This window comes from Pseudoalteromonas sp. G5_S1_54_S4, assembly GCF_054968565.1.
The window spans coordinates 1-20,955 of the sequence record NZ_JBQKUL010000017.1; the positions used below are offsets into that span (position 1 = coordinate 1).

15 protein-coding genes and 1 pseudogene are annotated in these 20,955 nt (G+C 38.3%); 10 read left to right on the plus strand and 6 right to left on the minus strand.

The window, feature by feature from the left end; genetic code table 11:
• The first annotated feature begins 121 nt into the window (after positions 1-121).
• A complete protein-coding gene (locus tag ACTRWE_RS08485; RefSeq protein WP_008464384.1) occupies positions 122-931 on the plus strand; it encodes a thioesterase family protein in 810 nt (269 codons plus the stop codon).
• On the opposite strand, the gene ACTRWE_RS08490 is transcribed toward ACTRWE_RS08485, so the two are convergent.
• Positions 932-1,702: a substrate-binding periplasmic protein gene (locus ACTRWE_RS08490; protein ID WP_290155861.1), complete on the minus strand. Its 771-nt coding sequence runs from the start codon at positions 1,700-1,702 to the stop codon at positions 932-934.
• 130 nt (positions 1,703-1,832) lie between these two features.
• On the opposite strand from ACTRWE_RS08490, the pseudogene ACTRWE_RS08495 reads away from it, so the two are divergent.
• From ACTRWE_RS08495 to ACTRWE_RS08505, 3 genes and pseudogenes are all read left to right on the plus strand, one after another.
• Positions 1,833-3,061 (plus strand): annotated as a pseudogene (locus tag ACTRWE_RS08495) (PqiA/YebS family transporter subunit).
• A complete protein-coding gene (gene pqiB / locus ACTRWE_RS08500; RefSeq protein WP_024600926.1) occupies positions 3,058-4,713 on the plus strand; it encodes an intermembrane transport protein PqiB in 1,656 nt (551 codons plus the stop codon). The pseudogene ACTRWE_RS08495 and the gene pqiB overlap by 4 nt, the downstream one beginning before the upstream one ends.
• On the plus strand, positions 4,713-5,321 hold the full coding sequence (locus ACTRWE_RS08505) for a PqiC family protein (protein ID WP_462879834.1): 609 nt from the start codon (positions 4,713-4,715) through the stop codon (positions 5,319-5,321). The genes pqiB and ACTRWE_RS08505 overlap by 1 nt, the downstream gene beginning before the upstream one ends.
• A gap of 315 nt (positions 5,322-5,636) precedes the next feature.
• Here ACTRWE_RS08505 and ACTRWE_RS08510 read toward each other — a convergent pair whose 3' ends face one another.
• Positions 5,637-6,146: a GNAT family N-acetyltransferase gene (locus tag ACTRWE_RS08510; RefSeq protein ID WP_462879836.1), complete on the minus strand. Its 510-nt coding sequence runs from the start codon at positions 6,144-6,146 to the stop codon at positions 5,637-5,639.
• 303 nt (positions 6,147-6,449) lie between these two features.
• Here ACTRWE_RS08510 and ACTRWE_RS08515 point away from each other — a divergent pair, with 303 nt between their 5' ends.
• The gene (locus ACTRWE_RS08515; protein WP_262977005.1) at positions 6,450-7,832 is read left to right on the plus strand and encodes a Na+/H+ antiporter NhaC family protein; all 1,383 of its coding nucleotides are present in this window, start codon (positions 6,450-6,452) and stop codon (positions 7,830-7,832) included.
• A 102-nt stretch (positions 7,833-7,934) separates the two neighbouring features.
• Here ACTRWE_RS08515 and ACTRWE_RS08520 read toward each other — a convergent pair whose 3' ends face one another.
• The gene (locus tag ACTRWE_RS08520; RefSeq protein ID WP_462879837.1) at positions 7,935-10,817 is read right to left on the minus strand and encodes an insulinase family protein; all 2,883 of its coding nucleotides are present in this window, start codon (positions 10,815-10,817) and stop codon (positions 7,935-7,937) included.
• Positions 10,818-10,971: 154 nt separating this feature from the next.
• On the opposite strand from ACTRWE_RS08520, the gene ACTRWE_RS08525 reads away from it, so the two are divergent.
• Complete coding sequence (locus tag ACTRWE_RS08525; protein WP_462879838.1) at positions 10,972-11,391, plus strand: MAPEG family protein; 420 nt, start codon at positions 10,972-10,974, stop codon at positions 11,389-11,391.
• A 44-nt stretch (positions 11,392-11,435) separates the two neighbouring features.
• Here ACTRWE_RS08525 and ACTRWE_RS08530 read toward each other — a convergent pair whose 3' ends face one another.
• Entirely contained in the window at positions 11,436-12,179 is a 744-nt protein-coding gene (locus ACTRWE_RS08530) for a peptidylprolyl isomerase (protein ID WP_462879839.1), read from the minus strand.
• A gap of 294 nt (positions 12,180-12,473) precedes the next feature.
• On the opposite strand from ACTRWE_RS08530, the gene ACTRWE_RS08535 reads away from it, so the two are divergent.
• Entirely contained in the window at positions 12,474-12,668 is a 195-nt protein-coding gene (locus ACTRWE_RS08535; RefSeq protein WP_008112349.1) for a hypothetical protein, read from the plus strand.
• Positions 12,669-12,743: 75 nt separating this feature from the next.
• The gene (gene ushA / locus ACTRWE_RS08540; protein WP_462879841.1) at positions 12,744-14,363 is read left to right on the plus strand and encodes a bifunctional UDP-sugar hydrolase/5'-nucleotidase UshA; all 1,620 of its coding nucleotides are present in this window, start codon (positions 12,744-12,746) and stop codon (positions 14,361-14,363) included.
• Positions 14,364-14,492: 129 nt separating this feature from the next.
• Here ushA and ACTRWE_RS08545 read toward each other — a convergent pair whose 3' ends face one another.
• Entirely contained in the window at positions 14,493-15,437 is a 945-nt protein-coding gene (locus ACTRWE_RS08545) for a Rossmann-fold NAD(P)-binding domain-containing protein (protein ID WP_273002638.1), read from the minus strand.
• Positions 15,437-16,306 (minus strand): type 2 periplasmic-binding domain-containing protein, encoded by an 870-nt coding sequence (locus ACTRWE_RS08550; RefSeq protein ID WP_273002646.1) that lies wholly within the window; start codon positions 16,304-16,306, stop codon positions 15,437-15,439. Before ACTRWE_RS08550 ends, ACTRWE_RS08545 begins: the two co-directional genes overlap by 1 nt.
• A gap of 236 nt (positions 16,307-16,542) precedes the next feature.
• Here ACTRWE_RS08550 and ACTRWE_RS08555 point away from each other — a divergent pair, with 236 nt between their 5' ends.
• Complete coding sequence (locus ACTRWE_RS08555; RefSeq protein ID WP_262976647.1) at positions 16,543-17,397, plus strand: S1/P1 nuclease; 855 nt, start codon at positions 16,543-16,545, stop codon at positions 17,395-17,397.
• A 43-nt stretch (positions 17,398-17,440) separates the two neighbouring features.
• Positions 17,441-20,647, plus strand: coding sequence for a TonB-dependent receptor (locus ACTRWE_RS08560; RefSeq protein WP_036985049.1), 3,207 nt, complete (start codon positions 17,441-17,443; stop codon positions 20,645-20,647).
• Positions 20,648-20,955: the final 308 nt, after the last annotated feature.

The window sequence follows — 20,955 nt, forward strand, 5'->3', positions numbered from 1 at the left end:
AATAACCCTAAAAAGAGTAGGGATTGCTCATTTTTTGTAATTTGGGAGCTTATTTATTGTCTGGTCTGATGAGTTTGGGTGTGATATAAATTTAGCAAATAACAGCAAAAGGACATTATTTGTGCACTTTGAACAATTATTAAAACAAGCAGCCCAAGCGAGTCAGGAAACTGACCCGTTAACCAATACCATGCAGTTTCCTGCTAACTGGTGCCAAGGTCGTACTGCTTTTGGTGGCCTCTCTGCTGCGCTACTTTATCAAGCAATGCGCAATAAAGTTGATTCATCAAGAAGACTGCTTTCTTTAAGTACAAACTTTGTAGGGCCATTATTGGCTGAAAAACCGTTTTCTTTATCGGTAGAAATATTACGTGAAGGTAAAAGCAGTACCCAAGTGCTCGCCAAAGCGATCCAAGATGATGCGGTGTGTGTCATCGTGCAGGCCTGTTTCGCCAAAAATCGTAACTCATCAATTAATGTGCCGGTATCAAAGTCGTTAACCTTACACCCTGTAAACGAAGGCCATTGTTTAGGCTTTGTACCTGGGAAAATGCCAGAATTTTTTCAGCATGTTGATTTATGCCCGCAACAAGGAGCCATGCCGTTTAGTAGTGCGCAAACCTCTCACCTTGGTGGTTGGATGCGATTTAAACACACGCCTGAAGAAATTACAGAAGCTCATGTTATTGCTCTTACTGACGCATGGCCGCCAACATTACTACAAATGTTTAAGCAACCTGCACCGGCTAGTAGCATGTCATGGTATTTAGAATTTGTACAAGCGCCTAATTTAGTGCCAGGTGAATGGTTGGGTTTTGAAGCAATCACTCATCATTCAAAAGATGGCTATGGCTTAGAAGATGGCTGTATTTGGTCACAATCGGGTGAGCTTATTGCACTCACCCGCCAAACGGTTGCCTTATTTGATTAATTAAAGAGCAGTGAAGTCGCGCTGGGTATATTGCTTATCTAAGTTAAGCATTATGGTGCGATATTCACCGCTTTGAATTATATTTGCTAAGCCTTTGTCAAACTGCTGTCTCAACAAATCATTGTTAAAATACGCAGGCCTTGCCGCAGGTGGAAAAATAGCATGAATAACAAAATCTTTAGTGGCATTAGTTTTTTGATATTCCTTTAAGTAGTGAAGAAATATACGCCTATCGAGAATAATCGTATCAACCCACCCTGCCATTAAATGGTGTATCTGCGCTTGTTGATTGAATACTTCTTCATAGCCTCTCAAGTTTTCCAAGTTATGACCAAATTCTTTGGGTAAATAAGCAGGCGCATTTTGAAATGCTAAAACACTTTTAGTCGCCAGATCGTAAATACTATTAATAGTGAAGTTACTCTTTTTAAGACTCACCACCACATTCTCATAACTAACAACCGATTGGCTTCGATATATGCCAGCAATTAAAATACCCGAGTAATTTAATGCAATATCAACATGGCCTTGGTTCAATAAAGCATCTGCACGGTGATTTGACATGTAATGTACATCAACCTCATTTATGTCTTGATTGTTAAGTGCTGCCTTTACAATCTCGAGCTGAATACCTGAATCATTTTCACTTATTACATAAGGCGCAACAGTAGGGTTAGCCGCAATAATAACTCGTTGCTGCTTAATATCATTAACAAATGCAAAACTATCGCCACATAAACACACTAAGGCCAATAAAAATACAACTTTCACTCTTTCACCTAATCCGTTTTTATTTTCAGTTATTGGGGTTACTTTTCTTTAGTAATTTAGCCGTAGCGTTTGTATTTAACTATTATTTATAGCAATATTTAAATTATTGAATTAATTATAAGCTAACATTTTGCAAACTGCCTGCCCAAGCTGTGATCTTATCATTGATATTCCCGAGATTAATGCCAAACAAGTGGCATTGTGCCCACGCTGTAGCCATAAAGTCCGCGGTATTAATATAAACCATGACACTGAAATAGTCTCACTGAGTTTAAGCGCATTATTAATGTTGCTCAGCAGTATGTTTTATCCGTTTATCTCTTTTAGTAGTAATGGCATTACCCAAACTATTACTCTGCCCGACGCAGCACGGATTTTATTTAACTATGATAGTGACCTACTCGGCCTATTTATCGATATCAGCATTATTATTCTGCCTATGAGTTTGCTGATTATTTTGATCCCTTTGCATTTAGGCGCACTCAAAGCACTGCCGCAAGCAGTTGCAAGAAGACTATTAAAATTCACTTTAACGCTAGAGCCTTGGATCATGTCAGAAATATTTCTGATTGGTGTTTTAGTTAGCATGGTAAAAATAATGTCATTGGCTGAAGTTAGCTTTGGTATCAGTTTTTTTGCCTATGTGGGATTTGTTATTTTTTATGTTAGTGCATTAACACGGTTAAATCGTGCTAGGCTGTGGTCACAAGTAAGCCCTGCCACTACACTTCAAAATACTTCAAACGCTGAGCGGGCTATTGATGAGAATATAAAAGCCTGCCATGTTTGCCATCAGCTGAGCGTTGAATCAATCTGTCCTCGTTGCCACAGTAAAACGTATTTAAGAAACCCCAACAGCGTACAAAAAGCGGCTGCATGGTTAGTTACTTCTCTGATTTGTTATATTCCTGCGAATTTACTGCCCATTATGTACACCATCAGCCTAGGGGATGAAACACCTGCAACCCTTATTTCAGGTGTTATTACGTTATGGAGTAGCGGCTCGTATCCTATTGCAATTATTATATTTTTTGCCAGTGTAGTGGTACCGTTAGCCAAAGCGCTTATTTTGAGCTTTTTGTGCTTTATGGTTACAAAACCCGCCAACCTGCATACAAAAGGTTACACAAAAGTGTATCAACTTACTGAATTTATAGGTAAATGGTCTATGATTGATGTGTTTGTTGTGGCTATATTAGTTGCACTGGTGCAGCTAGGAAACTTAATGTCGGTTACACCCGGTTTGGGCATCGTCTTTTTTACCGTTATGGTATTATGCCAAATGATGGCGGCACACGCATTTGACCCTCGCCTACTGTGGGACTCACCAAAAATAATAACGCAGAGAATAAAGCATGACTAAAACAGCTAACGTAGCACAAAAATCAAGTATTTCTGCAATTTGGATTATTCCTGTGGTTGCCTTATTTGTTGGTATTTGGATGCTTTATCAGTATCAATTAAATAAAGGGCAAACGATCTACATCACTATGCCCCAAGCCGAGGGGATTATTGCTGGTAAAACAGAAATTAAAGTGCGAAGTGTTAAAATAGGTCAAATTGATCACGTCCGTCTTTCTGACAGCCAAGACAGTGTAATAGCCCGAGCACAAATAGATAAAAACTATGATAATTTACTCACCGAAGATGCCAGTATTTGGGTAGTAAAGCCACGCATTGATGAAACTGGGATCAGTGGTATGAGTACCCTACTTTCAGGGGTTTATTTAGAGTTTTCACCGGGAGAAAGTAACCGACTTAAAAAGCGCTTTACCCTGCAAGAAGAGCCCGCATTAATTGGTAAAGATGTACAAGGTGGACGCTTTAAGTTGCTCAGTTACAATGCAGAAGTACTCGATGTGAGTACTGGCATATTTTTTAAAAACTATAAAATAGGCCAAATAGAAACCGCCACCTTTGATTGGAAAAACCAAGCAATGCAATACGGTATTTTTATTAAAGCTCCCTACGAGAACTTGATCACCTTAAACTCTATTTTTTGGGTTAACTCAGGAATAGAAATAGATCTTTCTGCTGATGGCATAAATATTAACACCGGTTCACTGAGCAAGTTATTAAAAGGTGGTATTTCTGTCGGTTTACCTGACCAGCAAGCTCCCGGCGATTTGGCAAAAGACGGTCATAGCTTTTCTTTAAGTCAAAATTACAATCAAGCTCTAGAAGAGCGCTTTTATGACTTTGATTATTACCTTATCGAATTTGAACAATCGATTAGAGGACTCCGTGTTGGTGCGCCAGTTGAGTATAGAGGTACACGCGTCGGCACAGTGGTTGAAGCGCCCGCCAATGTAATTATAGATGGAAAACCGGCTCATTTTCGCGCTAAAAGTACCGCTGTCCCTGTATTGATCAAAGTGGAATATGGACGTTTATACCACAACAACGCCTTAGCTAAAGAGTATTGGAAATCAAGCATAATCGAGTGGATAAAAAATGGCATGAGAGCGTCACTTAAACCGGGTAATTTGCTAACCGGTGCAGTTTATGTTGATTTTGACTTTTATACCGACCCCCCTAAAAGCGAGCTTAAAAAGCTTGCTCAATACGATGTGTTTCCTAGTGTATCGAGCGGTATAACCGTGCTTGCTGACCAAGTGTCTGATGTACTGAATAAGGTAAATAATTTAAAAATTGAAGACAGCTTGGCAAAAATGCAAACAACCTTTAGCGAGTATCAGGCATTGGCCAGCGAGATGCGCATATTATTAAGTAAACCTGATACCCAAAATTTACCCGGTGACTTTAATCGTAATCTCGAAAAAATAACCAAAAGCATGGAACAGTTTGAAATAACCATGCGCCAGTTTGACAAAACCATGGCAAGCTATCAAGCAGGCTCTCAAATGCACTATCAACTTGAGCAAACACTGCTACAAATTAAGCGTTTAACAGAAGAGTTTCAGCCTCTTACTCGTGGCTTAAACGAGCAACCTAATATGCTCATTTTTGACAAATCACTACCTAACGATCCACAACCGAGGAAGCAATAATGAAAGCACTATTTTTACTTTTAACGGGTGTGATCTTTATCAGTGGTTGCAGCTCTGCTATTCAAACAACAATTCAGTATTACCAATTTGAGCAGCCCATTAATGACTCTTCGCGAAATGTGCAAGATACACAGGCACAACTGCGCGTGCAAACAGTCACCCTAAGAGGCGCATTGAATAACCGGGGTATTGCTATGAAAGTAGATAGTAATCAAATCCATGCTGCTAATTATCATCTATGGGGGGAATCACCAGATGTTATGCTGAGTGCCAGCGCGCAGCAAACATTATTTAATACCATGACAAACTGGATGGTTATTAAAGGCTTACCCGTTATTACTGACCAACAGCAACAAAGATTTTACGAATTAGAATACGAACTACACCACTTTAACGGTGATCTGCAAGGTAATGCAGATATTTCAGGGCTATGGCGTTTATACTACACTCACCCAGAATCGGGTAGGCGTTTAATAAGCATCCATAATTTCTCATCTGTTTTGCCAATTGATGATGATGGCTATGATTCATTGGTGGCTACTCTTGAAAGAATGTGGCAACAAATCAACATCCTTGCGGCAAAAGAAATTGAAAAAGCGCGAATTTAATTTTCCTCTGTATTAGGGTCTGTTGACCTTTCAAGGTTAAATTTGCAGCAGGCTGTTTGGTATTTAGGCAAGGCAGAGCCTATGTGGTGTGGTTATTCCCCATAAATAGGCGATAACGCAGCATCAATGCCAAACAGACGCTGCTCTTCGGGTTCTACCTAGGAGCGATTTACTCTTTGTTGCCTACATGGATATAGGTAAGAGCCGTAAGCAGGACACGGAAGCTTTGCTCGGTTTTGACTTAGTCCACTAGGTTACAAACCTCGCGCCGCGATTAAACCGCTCCTAGTTTGAACAAGTTGTAATCCGCAAAGGTCAACAGACCCTAAGTAAATATACATCTACCGCAATGTTAGTGCTTTCTATGATCACTTGACCTTGGGTTTTAAAACCGAGCTTTTGTAATACATTTTTTGATACGCGGTTATCACAGCGGGCGATCGCCGTAACCTGGTTAATCCCCAAGTTTTGTCTATGGTTTAGCAAGGTATTTGCCGCCTCAAAAATATAGCCCTTTTTTTCAAAACCGTCTTTTAGCGCAAACCCTAAATCGGGATATTGCAGAACAGCTCGCTGATAAAACCCAACAATACCAACTAGTGTTTCATCATGTAATGCGATTATATAAGGCCCAAAGCCATGCTGCTTATGGGCAGATATAAAACTGTCTTTGATGTATTTTTTAGCGTCGTCTAAGGTATAAATACCTTTATCACCAATGTATTTAGTGAAATTAGCCTGATTAACCAACTTAAGTAACTCCGCCGCATCTGCTATTTGTGCGAAGCGTATGTATAAACGCTCTGTTGTAAAAGCAATATTCAAAATAACTCCTGATAATATTTTTCACGACCCGATATTTTTTTATTGACTGAAATAAAAAAGAAGATTATTTTTGCGCCGATGTTTTTAAAGGCACAACAATAGCGGCATGCATTCCTTGCGCCGTCTGGCGCCAAAGCCAACGCGTTTCACTAAAACTATTAATTTAACATAATTTTTTAAGTGCCCTTCACGCGTGCAAAAGCAGTGACTTGGAAAATGATTTAACAACAAACTTATCATCTTCTTTGTTTTTGTATAAGCAGTTTACTTTTTAAATCTGCTTTTAATTTTGTGATCTTATAAATGCTTGAACCTTCTGCGTTAACTCTACTGCCGCCTGCGGTAGTGGTTGTATTGGCTGTTGTTTTACGCCGCCCTATTTTATCGTTACTGATTGGTGCATTAGTTGGCCTTGTTTTAGCTGACCCTAGCAAAGTTCTCTCAAATTTTGCCAGCACATCACTCAAAGTAATGACTGATGAAACCATTGGTTGGTTAATACTTGTGTGTGGCGGCTTTGGTGCGCTTATTGCCTTATTAGTGCGCACTGGAGGGGCTTCTGCGTTTGGTAGTTTGGCTTTAAAGTACACCCGAGGTAAACGATCCTCCTTATTTATGACCTTTTGTTTGGGTGTTGTGATATTTATTGACGATTATTTAAACGCGCTTACCGTGGGTGAAACCATGAAGCGGATCACCGACAAATTTAAAGTGAGTCGTGAAATGCTCGCTTACATTGTTGATTCAACGGCAGCGCCTATTTGTGTACTCGTCCCTTTGTCAACGTGGGCTGTATTTTTTGGTGGCCTGTTAGTGGATAACGGCATTGCAGAAGAAGGCAAAGGCATTGCCGTTTATATTCAAGCCATTCCGTACATGTTTTATGCCTGGTTTGCGGTGTTGACTGTGGTGCTGGTTATTGCCGGCGTGATCCCTACTTTTGGCCCCATGAAAAAAGCCGAGCAACAGGCGCTAACTCACGCTCCTACTTTAGAGCCTGCGATTTATACTCAAGTACAAACCGCCGATGAATATGCAGTAAAAGCAGCGGAAGAACACTTTGAAGATGCGGATCCTAAAGGTAAGTTATATAACTTTTTGTTGCCGATTATTTTATTAGTCGCATTTACCGTATATTTTGAAATAGATGTGTACAAAGGTCTATTAGCGACAATGGCTGTCACTTTGCCATTTTATGCGTTACAAAAATTAATGAGCTTTAGCGAAATGATTGAGCGTATGCTGGATGGTTTTAAAAGTATGATCCCCGCAATTGGAACCGTTATTGCCGCCTTTATTTTTAAAGATGTATGCGACTTAATTGGCTTACCACAATTTGTGATTGGCAGCTTAAGCCCGTATATGACCGCTGGCTATTTACCTGCGGTGGTATTTATTGCGATGTCGATATTAGCGTTTGCTACGGGTTCAAGTTGGGGGATTTTTGCGGTTTCAATTCCTATTGTCATGCCCCTTGCGACGGCGGTTGATGCAAATATTCCATTGGTGATTGGCGCATTACTTTCAGCGTCTTCATTTGGTAGCCAAGCCTGTTTTTACTCTGATTCAACCGTACTAGCAGCACAAGGCTCTGGCTGTAATTTGATCAGTCATGCTGTAACGCAATTACCTTATACCTTAATTGCTGCAGGCTTTGCCATAATTGGCTTTTTACTTATGGCCTAACATGGCAATGGTAGCCATTTTACTAAAACCATAATTAACGCCGTTAAAACAAAACCCAGTCAACAATGGCTGGGTTTTGTTTGGTTTTTGAGTAATTTCAACTTACTTTTGCAATTTTATATCGCTGTAGTAAGCATCTAAACTCGTCACTTTAGTTTGGTTTGGTAAATCAGCAAACTCGCTATCACTAAACTTAGTGCCGCGTAGCTGCACATTTAAGCGGGCTGCTTGTGGATTTAACATGGTTTGCTGGTAGTAGTCTTTAATATCAGCAAGGGTGACCTTTTCTACTTCTGCAATTAGCTTTTGTTTTGAATCAAAATCAAAGTTTTCACGGTACCAATCGTTAATCAATGGGCTCATTTCGTCGCTTAAATTCTTTGGCTGTTCTTTTAACGAGACCAACGTTGCATTTTTAAGCTGTGCAAATGTTTCTTCACTCATAGCATTAAGCTCAGAAGCGTACTCTTTTTTGAACTTATCAAAGCGTACTTGAATTTCTTTTGGCCCTTTGACCGGCGTTTGAATAAACAAACCAATACCAGAGTAATCCTCAATAGGACGCGCTAATGCCCCTACCGCATAAGCTAGTTGTTCTTCGGTACGCATTTTGTCAAACGCGATTGTTCTAAAGTGCCCTTGTAAAACCGCCGCCTGCGCTTTTTGTTTATAACCTGGCGTTGGGTGAATGGTCATATCGACAACGGCTACATCGGCTACATCAATATCTTTGTGTAATACGCGCGCTTCACCTTGTTGTGGTAACCAAGCTTTACTGCGGGCAAACTCAGATTTTGTATGATTATTTGGTAAAATAGCCGTTAACTCAGCAGCAATGGCATCAATATCTTTTTGGTTATAGTTACCATAGCTAAATACGCGTAAGTTATTATTCGCTAATGTGCTTTGTTTTAATGCTTGTAAATCAGCGAGTGTCAGTGATTGAGCTGCCTTAATAAGCGCGTCAGTATCAAAACTACCGGTTCGAGTCAGTTTTGAATATTCACTAAACGCTTGTGCATACGGGAACTGTTTTTGCTGATTGAGTAAATCACGTTGATAACGGTCAATCGCTTGATTAAATGCTTGTGATGAAATTTCATCGTCAAATCCAGCTAACGCTTGTTTAAGTAAGGTATCTTGTTTATCGGTAAAACCACTTAATGATAAAACTAAGCCATTGCTTGAACTTAAATTAACATTCATACCGGCAATAGCCGCTTCGGTTCGTAGCTGACTTAATTGAGTGTTATATAAATCTGCCCACACAGAATAAAGGACGGTTGAGCTAATATCACGCAACCCTGTTTGTGTGTTGATATACACCTCAACTAAACCTTTGGGTTGCTCTGCAAACTGCTGGCTTGCTTGGCGCCAGATTTTTACACCGTTTTTATCATAGCTAAGTTCTGGGTGTTTTTGCTCTTTAAAAGCCTGCGTTTTAATTGCAAAACTCTCTGGCAGTAAGTTGTTAACACTTGGTAAGGCTAAATTAAATTCACTTGGTTTTTCCCAGCTGGCAATTTCTGCGTCGCTAATATCACTAATTCGGTATTTACCATCATAAAAATGTAATTGTGAATCAGTGTCTTCTTGTTGAGAAATATACCAAACACGTAAGGTATCTGCGTTAAGTTGTTTTAGTACATTATTAACCGCATCAGCATCAAACTTAGCGTAGTAGTATGGTGCGTTTATCGCATGATTTAACGGATAATCTTGCATGCTTTGAGTCAGCGCACTGACGTAGTTAAACTCATCGCCTTTTTCTAAAAATTTAAACTGGTTATTCAAAGAGGTGCGAATTTCATTAAAGTACTTACTATTAACACCTTCACGTTTAATTAAATCAATATATTGCATAATAGTCGCAACAATGGCTTCGCGGTTTTTCATGCCCTCATCAGTCAGCTCTATGTTCACATTTAAAGAGCCATAGTTACCATATTGATTTGGTGAAGCAGATGCTGATAACTGCGATACCCAGCCTTTATCACGTAATATTTGTGCTGGGCTACCTGGCATTTCATTGCTAAGTAAATAGGCAACAAAACGATTAGGTTTTACTGCAAATTCAGTTTGATTATTAGTGATTGTAAAGTCGAGCTGTAATTGTTTAACGTCTTCGTTTGGCGAGTAAAAAACACGTTTACCACCGGCATTATCAAAATCTAGCTTGGCTGATACTTTTGGCTTTTCAATATTTTTATTTTTAATATCAGCGAAGTATTTTTCTGCTTTTTTCTGCATTTCTTCAAGCGGTAAATTAGAAATTAACGCCACTTTCATAATATTTGATGAATAATATTTATTATAAAAATCAACAGTTTCTTTGTGTAATGAACTATCAGCTTTATCGCCTAACGTTTCAAGGTTACCAATTAAGAATCGATTAGCTGGGTGTTCACCCATCATTTTACGTGCAAGTTTAAATTGGCCAAAAAAGTCCATTTCACGACGCATTGACCATTCAGCATTTACTGCATTTTTTTCTTTTTCTGTATATTCTGGGTAAAGCTTAGGGGCTTTAAAAAAGTCTGAAAAGCGGTCTAAGCCTTCATCAAACGCATCGTTATTAATTTTAAACATGTAGTTAGTAATATCGAGCCAAGTGTAAGCATTATGCGCGCCGCCGTTTTTAGTCATAAAATCGGAGTACCCTTTAGTGTCAGGGTATCGCTCAGTACCTAAAAACAGCATGTGCTCTAGATAATGCGCCATACCTTGCTGGCTCATTGGGTCGTGCAGCAGGCCGACGCCGACACTCAATGAAGCAGCTGATTTTTCTGCGCTTGGATCAGAAACTAAAATCACTTCAATATCATTGGCAAGTGTTAGTGTTTTGTATTCACGATTATCGTTAGGGCTTACAACAAGCGTTGGTGATAAAAGTGATGTTTGTGATGATTGAGAAAGAGTGGCGGTATTCGAACAACCGCTTAATATTGCCAGTGCAATTGCACTTAAGCCGATGATGTGTTTCATTTTAGTTATATCCATTGCTGTTAAATACGGGCTTAGTGTTATAAAAAAGACTAAATCACTTATAAACTACCATTATCAATTAATACTATGCTACTAATTAGCACTTAATTGTGTAACACATTGTGAATAGTTAATATAAATAATAAGGTAAGTTATGGAAAAGATAATAATAATAGCCATGTTCGTTCAGGTAACACTTTCATTAGTTGTGATGGTAATAATGGGAAAACGACGTTTTGCGGCGGCTAAAAACAAACACATACAGTTAAGTGACTTTGCTGCTATGCGACTTGATAATGCGGGCGATCATGTCAGAGTCGCTGATCGTAATTTTAGCAATCAATTTGAAATACCTGTGCTTTTTTATGCGGGTTGTTTACTTGCTTTACAGCTTAATATGGCGAGTGTCCCTATTGCAGTATTGGCGTGTATATTTGTAGCGACACGCATTATTCATAGCCTCATTCACCTTGGTAGTAATCATTTAAGAGCACGTTTTAGAATATTTTTGCTAGGCTGCTTAGCTGTGTTTGTAATGTGGTTTTTGCTATTGCTGGGTGTACTTTTAAACTAAAAAATAACAGCGAATTTAGTAATTCGCCGTTATTTTTTTAAAGTTTACTTAGCACGTTTTAAGCGAGGTGCTACTAGCAATAGTGCACCTAATAACCATGCCATACTGCCACTAGAGTCTGAACTTTGTGGTGGTGTCACTTCTACGTTATCAATTAATGTATTCTCTTTAGGTGTTAAATTTTGTGCTGAATTAGGATCGTCATCAAGCACAACCACCGTTTGTATTGATACTAAGTTTTGATTACTAATAACCACATTTTCATCTGAACATTGCTCTTTAGTAATACCAACCAATGGTACCTCTGCACAATGAACTAAGGCCGCTATTTTATCTAAAGTTTCTTGGCTTTGCGCTGTTATTTGTCCGAAAACGGTAAACCCACCATTTTGTAAATCTAAGTTTTGGCTGTTATCACTCATATTAAAAAACCATTGGCTAGTGGCGCTGTTTTCGTTGCCGCCCTGCTTTGCCATGGCAATTGTGCCTTTTACATTTGAGTAAACAGGTTCGTTAATAACCGCTGGCTTGGTTGTAATGGGATCCATTTCATCAGAAAAAGTAAAACCTCCCCCTTGAATGACAAACTTATCAACAGAGCGGTGTATTACTGTTTGGTTATACGCTGCATCATTAACATAACTTAGGAAGTTTTCTACTGTTTTAGGTGTTTGTTGATCAAACAAGTTAATTTTTATCGTTCCTTGGCTCGTTTGCATTTCGACTATGGTTGCTGCGCTTGAAAAGCTCGCTGCAGTTAAAATTGACGCTAAGATAAGCTTCTTCATATTATTCCTATTTTTTATTGTCATTAGGCGTCATAGAGTAGTGTTATTCATTTTATAAATCGATACATAAGTACTTAACGCTACAATTCATAGCAAATCGATTACACCATAATTACAACTGTTTACATTTTAATTTTAAACATGTTATGGGTAGTTAATTGTCTGAGTGCCTTGGTGTACATCACGGTGACTCTTTTTTAATTAACTTTAAGCATAGCAAGGTACTTAAAAAGCCCCTTATCAATCACTCTTTTTTTGTTATTATCAGCCTACACAGTGATAGGAGTAAATATAATGGCAAACAACACGACTATTTGTGACTTTGGGCTACACCAAGGTGAACCATACACCCAGCTTCCCGTCAGCTTTTTGAAATGGATGATTGATGTAAATCATCAAAAATCTCAATACGCACATGATGAGCTCGCACGCAGAAAACGGGTTGTAGAGCAGCAACGTGAAGCCTTATTGGCTGAAAAATATGAATAAGTGCGTTTTTTTAACCTCGAACTAGTTTAAACTAGCCGCCTACTATACTGAGTTTTGTTAATCGATAGGTATTTTATGCGTACTCTTGTTTTTCTCATTTTATTTCTTGGTTTATATGGCTGTGCCAGTGACTCAGTCAATAAACCTGCAGCACACTATTTAACTGTTCTTCATACCAATGATAATCATGGTCGTTTTTGGCATAATGAAAAAGGCGAATATGGTATGGCTGCGCGTAAAACCCTAATCGACCAGCTAAGAGCCGATGCAAAAGCACAAGGGCATCAGGTTTTATTATTATCAGGTGGCGATATTAATACCGGTATTCCTGAATCAGACCTGCAATTTGCTGAGCCCGATTTCAAAGGCATGTCGAAAATTGGCTATGACGCAATGGCACTAGGTAATCATGAGTTTGATAATCCATTAAGTGTATTAAGACAGCAACAGCAATGGGCTAATTTCCCTCTTTTATCAGCTAATATCTTTGATAAACAAACTAATGAAACTATCTTTGAACGTTATAAAATATTCAACAAAGGCGGCTTAACCATTGCTGTAATTGGGTTAACAACGACAGACACCGCTAAAATTGGTAACCCGCAATACATTGGTCACTTAGATTTTAAAGATCCGGTTGAAATAACCGCCTCACTTACCCAAACATTAAAAGCAAAATACAATCCTGACATTACCATTGCGGTAACGCACATGGGGCATTATGTAGATGCCAATTATGGAATAAATGCCCCAGGTGATGTCACACTTGCTCGCTCTTTAGATAAAAATGTCCTTGATATGATTATTGGTGGCCATTCCCAAGAGCCAGTGTGTATGGCTGCAGAAAATGTCACAGATGAGAATTTTAAGCCAGGTTTAGCCTGTAAACCTGATCAGCAAAATGGAACCTGGATAATGCAAGCCCATGAATGGGGTAAGTATGTGGGTAAAGCGGAGTTTAAATTAGAAAACGGTCAATTATCATTGCTAAGTTATCAATTATTACCCGTTAATTTATACCTAGATAAAAAACAAAAAGACGGGAGCGTAAAATCCGTACTTTCAGCAAATTACATTAAACCAGATCCAGAACTGCAAACCTTTTTAGCGGCGTACCAACAAAAAGGAGCAAAGCAAATTGAGGGTAAAATTGGCTTCGTCAATGACAGACTTGAGGGAGATCGCAACAAAGTACGCTTTGAACAAACAAACCTTGCGCGCGTCATCATCCAAGCACAAATGAACACCGTGGGTGCGGATTTTGGTATTATTAGTGGTGGCGGTGTTCGCGATAGCATTAATGCAGGTGACGTGAGCTATAAAGATATACTTAAAGTACAACCTTTCAAAAATCGTGTCGCCTATATCGACTTCAAAGGCAGTGATATTTTAACCTATTTAAACGTTGTGACACGTTTTCCACCAGACTCTGGGGCTTACATGCAATATCATAACTTAGCATTTGAATTGAAAGGTGAGCAGGTAACTAACGTGTTCATTGCTGGAAAACCGCTTGATATAAGCAAAACATACCGCATGAGTATTAATGAATATAACGCTTCAGGTGGCGATAGTTATCCAAAAATTACACAAATGGCAGGTTTTGTAAGCACTGATGAAACTGACTCGCAAGCTTTAAAGCGATTTTTTGCTGAACATAGCCCCGTTGATGCTCGTGAATTTGCACCTAAATAATCTAATGTGAACAGCGAAGAGTGTCATTAAAATGCTAATGACACTCTTCATTAAACTTTATGTGAGAACAAAGCTAGTTAATCAAACATTTCAGCCCACAAATCACTCACCCTAAACGATAAAACTAAATTACTTTCCTATTATTTCTATATTGCCTTGGCTAACATTTACTAAGCCATAGCTGTGCATCCGTGAACGAGAGCCCTCTCCAAATGCCTTTGGCGGATAATACAACTCTTTCTGCTCTGGGCAATCATTTAATACATCATCTAGCGCCGCACGTATTTCGCTTAAGGTTTTTTCTAAACTGTTATTAAAGTTTGGCCGTTTTCTAATAGTATGCCCGAGTTCAACTAACCGATAAAAGTACTTATTTGCAAGTTCTAGCAACTCCTCGGGCACATTTTTATTATGGTTAAGTTTAGCCTCTGGATTATTAGTACAAAATTCAACAAGTGCTAAATAAAAACATAGTGGCTTATTTGCTAAGGCTACTTGTTGCTCAGGATAATAACTATTGGATAATGTTTTACTTTTTAAATCAATCACGAGTGTTAATGATTTTGATTCTGGGGCAATTGAGTCTTGCTCAGTACCTAGTTTTTTATTTTTTTGATAAGTAGTACTCTGCTTCATCATGAACATAAGTAATGCACTAACACCAAAAAGTAGTATATAAATAGTCACTACATCAGGCGAAAAATATGCTTGCTTTAAAGATAAAACAATAAACACCACGCTATTATTACTATTTAGTTTTCGAATAAACTCATCGGCTTTCAAGGATAAGTTAAACTCGTGCTTTGGCACTATCGAAATCACCTGTATACCCGTACCTTGAATCTGAGCATTTACTGTTTGAATATAATGCTGTAAAGCCGCTTTATTACCCGAGTGCTTAAGCAGCTTATTTGATAAATCGAGCAAAGGTAAGTCTAAAGCGATTTGTTTTTCTATTTGGGTTATTTGTAACTTATTTACCTGTTGCTGTTTATGTGTTGTTGAAATATAAAACACGAATGAAAATACAGTGAATAGTATAAAAACACCTAATGACGATACAAGCTTTCTCATTACGACTCCCCTATAAAGGTAACGGGGTAATTATTACATTGCCAATATGGCTCAACATCTTGATAGTATTGAAACGACTGTTCTTTAGATATACTCAATAAGTGAGATTGTACAGCGCAGAGTAAATCGGTATTGTTATGCTGCATTTTTAAGTACCAACGAGTACCTGCAACATTACTGCTTATAGGGGTAATATAATTTTTTGAGAAGCGCTTACTATCATTTTCTCTCCAAAAAGAGGCAATCAGATCAACCTGCCCGTTCGCCAGTAATTCCCGCAATTCATTGTGTGAGCTGGCATAGGTTATTTTTAGTTGAGCAATATTAAGTCCTAATTGCTTAAACGTTTGTTTTGGCAAAATATGTCCAGATCGGCTAGTTGGATAATCTAACAGGCCTATTTTTTTGTCTAAAAAATACTGTTTAGTGATCAGAGGCTTCTCTTTTGAAGATATAAAAAACGCAGTGTAATCTGAAAAGCCCACCACGGGTTGATAATTGTAAGTAGTCTCGGCTCTAAACGCTTCCATAATATTATTTTTCGCTAAAATTAAATCTGCAATACCTTTACCTACAAACTCTAAGCTATCAACGGTTCTATATCCCCAATAGCCAATGACAGAGCCATACTGTTTTGCCACAACTTTATCATCACACAGGTTTTGAGTGAGCAATTGAGCAACATACTTTGAGGGTGTAAATACTATTAGCTGATTTTGATTAGCCGTTGTCGTGGTTTGACATGTCGTTGATGTTTCTATCATCACAGGAAAGACTATTTCTTTTTCATCTACAGCCATTTGACCAGCAAACCAACTAAACAACAACACTATAAACATAAATGTAACAATTGCTGCTTTATGCAACATTAACTTTTTAATATCCAAAAAACACCGATCTAAAATGAAGTTATAAGACATTTGAACAATTTTAATTACTTATTACAATAGGTAATTTTACCTATCAAACCTAAGGTATTGATAATAATTGATTTTAAATAAGAAAGCATGAATTTTATTGAGTCCTTTCTATCATGATGAAAAATACGGACAATTGACCTTATAAGCTTTTATAAATTAAATTTCACACTTACTAGGATGCCTCGATGCAGATAAATGTAAAATATTCGCTTTCATTAACACTATTAATTAGTGCAATATTTGCAAGCACAGACTGTAATGCTTGGGGGCAAAATGGCCACCGCGTCGTTGGGAAAATTGCAGAGTCGCACATAAGCGAAAACACTAAAGCTGCACTTATTCCTTATCTTAATGGTGAATCTTTAGCACAAATTTCAACATGGCCAGATGAAATGCGCTCTGCACCAGGTGATTTTTGGCAAAAAAAATCATCTCGTTGGCATTACATTAATGCTGATGACAACGCGACCTTTAGTTTTGACCACGACCACACTAAACACAAAGAATCAGTAACAAACATATTAGAAGGCATTCACTATTCAATTAAAGTATTGAAGGATGATAAATCAAGCCTTGCAGCAAAGCAGTTTAGTTTACGTTTTTTAGTGCACTTAGTCGGCGACAGCCATCAACCATTTCATGCAGGTAGAGCTGAAGATAGAGGCGGGAATCGCGTTAAGGTTTCTTTTTTTAACCAACAAACCAATCTACATAGCTTATGGGATACCAAGTTAGTAGAAAACGAAAACTTATCTTTTACTGAATACGCTCAGTTTATAAATACCAACAACAGCGAGCTAATTAGCGAGTATTTACACAGTACCCCAACAAGTTGGCTTGAAGAGTCACATAACCTTGCTTTACAAATATACAAATCAACAGATGAGAATATTAGCTACGACTATATTTTCACTAACACCCCTATAGTGAAAACCCGCTTGCAACAAGCTGGTATTCGCTTAGCTGGATTGTTAAATACATTATTTGATCCTACTAACAAGAAATCAAAAATGGCTTTAACACAGCAAATCAAAAAATAAATTCAGTTTCTAACTTAAATCATCTACATGGGAAATCAACATTATGACTAAGCTTCGCCTTTCGAAATTAACTGGAGCAGTAATTCTTGCTCTAGGAGTTTCAACAAGCGCTATGGCTGCTGACACCTCGTCTGCAATGCGTGGTAAAATAACCACACCTTCAGGTGCGAGCGCTGCAAACGTTAAAATTAAGGTCGTTCATCAGCCTACCGGCACAATCAGTGAGCTAACCACTAATGAAAGTGGTACTTTTATAGCCAATGGTTTACGTGTTGGTGGACCATATACAGTGATCATCGACTCTGATACGTTTAACGATACCACCGTTGAAAATATCTTTTTAAACCTTGGCGAAACTTACCGATTAACGTCGCAATTAGCACCACTCAATATTGAAAAAATTGAAGTGTCTGGTTATAAAATTGTCCAACAATCGGGTGGTTCTAGCAGCACGTTTGGTGAAGATACCATCAACAACATGCCTAGCTTTAATCGTGACATTAAAGACATCGCACGTTTAAACCCACTTGCTAGTATTAATGGTAGCGGCGAGCTAACCTTTGCCGGTAGCAACCCACGTACAAATGGTTTAACTGTAGATGGTATTGGCCAAAATGACGACTTTGGTTTAAGTTACGGCGGCTACCCTACTTCGCAGCCCCCTGTAGCCCTTGATGCGATTGAGCAGATCTCTGTTGATGTTTCTCCATTTTCAGCCTCTAAAGGCAACTTTGGTGGTGGTACTATTAACGCGGTAACTAAGTCAGGTACTAACGAACTTAAGTTTTCTGGTTTTTACGAAACATCAACACCAGATATTGCTGGCGATGTAGACAGCATATCTCAAGTGTTTGCTGATAACCGCCCTGTTTTAGATGACGATGGTCACCGCACATACATTGTTGAACAAGTAGAACCTAACCAAACTGAAAAACGCTACGGTTTTAATGTTGGCGGCCCACTTATAGACGATACCTTATTTTACTTTGTTAACTACAATAAATGGTCAAGCGAACTAGATTTAGATTATGGTTTTGAAGGTTCAGGCGCAACCAACGAATACGATGTGAGTGAAGAAAGCTATAACCGTTTCCTTAATATTCTAAATAACGAATACGGCTTAACAGACTCTCTTGGAGGCGACCCTAAAGACACCAACGAAACATTACTTGTAAAATTAAGCTGGAACATTGCTGATGATCATCGCTTAGATTTTACCTATCAGTGGCAAGATGACAAAGATGAAACAAACTTTGGTACTGGTGGCACATCAGTTCAGTTTGCATCAAGTCGTTATACCTACGCAACCAAGTTTAATAACTTTGCTACCAAGCTATATTCAGATTGGAACGAAGACTTTTCAACTGAAATCGGTATTGCATACAAAGATGTATCATCGAGAAGTTTAACAAATTCTGATATTGGTAGCGTTAAAGTTGAAGAATACTTCCGCGGGCCTTCTTATAACTTTGGTACCGATGAGTTTCGCCATGCAAATAGCTCAGCAACAGAAAATTTAACACTTTCTCTTGATGCCACTTATTTAATGGACGAGCATGAAATTAACTTTGGTATGCAATATGAGTCGTTAAACTTATACAACCTTTTTGCAGCTAACTCACTCGGTTCATGGGAATTTGATAACTTTAATGGTTTCGAAAATCGTGAAGTAGGTAACTACAAAGGAAAGTACGATTTTAGCTACAGCAATGCCTTTACAAATAACCCTAATGACACCGCTTACGACGCAACCCGTAATCAATTAGCACTTTACATTGAAGATACTTTTTATGTTGGTGATGATTTAGAAGTAACAGCAGGTGTTCGTTATGAGCGTTTATCTTCTGATGATAAACCAACACTCAACGAAAACTTTTTAAACACCTATGGCTTTAGCAATCAAGAAAACCTCGATGGGTTAGATATTATTCTACCGCGTATTGGCTTTAAGTATTACGCTACAGAAGCATTAACAGTTAACGGTGGCGTGGGTCGTTTCCAAGGTGGTATCCCTAACGTTTGGTACAATAACTCATTCCAAAACGATGGCATTACTTTTGTAGATGCACCTCAAAGTGCTATTAACGATTATTATGCTAATAATCAAGCTGATATCACTCAAGTACCAGATGCCATAAAAGGCTCTTTAGTTCAAGGTGCAGGTAGCACAAACTATGTTGATCCTAACTTTGAACTACCGTCAAGTATTCGTGCACAACTTGGATTTGAGTACGACTTTGATTCTGAGTTACTAGGTGAAGGCTTTAAATGGCAAGCAGAAATTGCTTATCACAAAAAAGAAAACGAAGCTGTGTGGCATAACACCGCCATAAAACCTGTAGGTGTAGCGGCCGACGGCGAGCGTATCATCTATGAAAGTATTTACAGCGGTGATTTAGCTGATAACTTTGATATCGCAATGACTAACTCAACTGATGATGGTCGCTCTGTTATTATTTCAACAGCACTTGCTAAAGAGTGGGAAAATGGCCTTTATATTTCAGCAAGCTATGCACATCAAGATGTAACAGAAGCGTCTTCAGGCTCTTCATCACGTGCACAAAGCAACTATCAGTACAATATCACTAAGAGCCGAAATGAAGACTTTGCTGCCCGTGGTGCGTATGAAGTAGAGCATAGCTTTAAAGTTAATTTAGCGTATAACACTGAGTTCTTCAGTGGCTATGCCACAAGATTTAATGTGTATTTCGAACGTCGCTCTGGTCGTCCATTTAGCTATACTATGGGTATGTATCAAGATAGTGACTTAGGTGATACGCGTGACTTTTATTCAAGCTCAGCTTATTTAGCGTATATTCCAACTGGTGCAGATGATGCCAATGTAAATTGGGATGAATCAGGGCTATCATGGAGTGAACTTGAGACACTACTTAATAGAGCGGGTATTTCTGAGCGAGGCCAAATCTTAGACCGTAACTCAGGCACGCAACCATGGGTTACCACTATGGATATTAGCGTTAAACAAGAGATCCCTGGTTTTGCAAAAGGTCATAGCGGTGAGGTTTACTTTATGATTGATAACTTTGCCAACTTATTAAACAGTGACTGGGGCGTAGAAAAGCGCTTAGGTTTCTCTGACCAAGCAGTTTACGACTTTGGCGGGTTAGACGATCAAGGTCGTTATATAATTGATAGCAGATTTAATGGCGCTGATGTTCGTAACTATAGCCAATATCAAACTAGCTCATCAGCTTGGCAAGCTAAAATTGGTGTTAGCTATAAGTTTTAATACATAGCCTGTACATCAAAAACTCGTAAAATTAAAAAAGCCATTACATGCATGTAATGGCTTTTTTTATGGAAAAAATCACTTTTCATCTGTTTGTCATAAAAACTACTTACTATTTGAACGGTAAAATATTGAAACATAGATAAAATGCTAAATTTCATAAATAAAGTGTTTTATAATAAAAAAATTACAGTTGTATTTTATTTGTAACAAACAAATGAGGTACACTATGTAAGTATTTTGGGTAAAGTGTATTTTGCGGTCGCTTAATCCAAAATTAAAATAAAAAAGCTATTAAAAGTTTATTT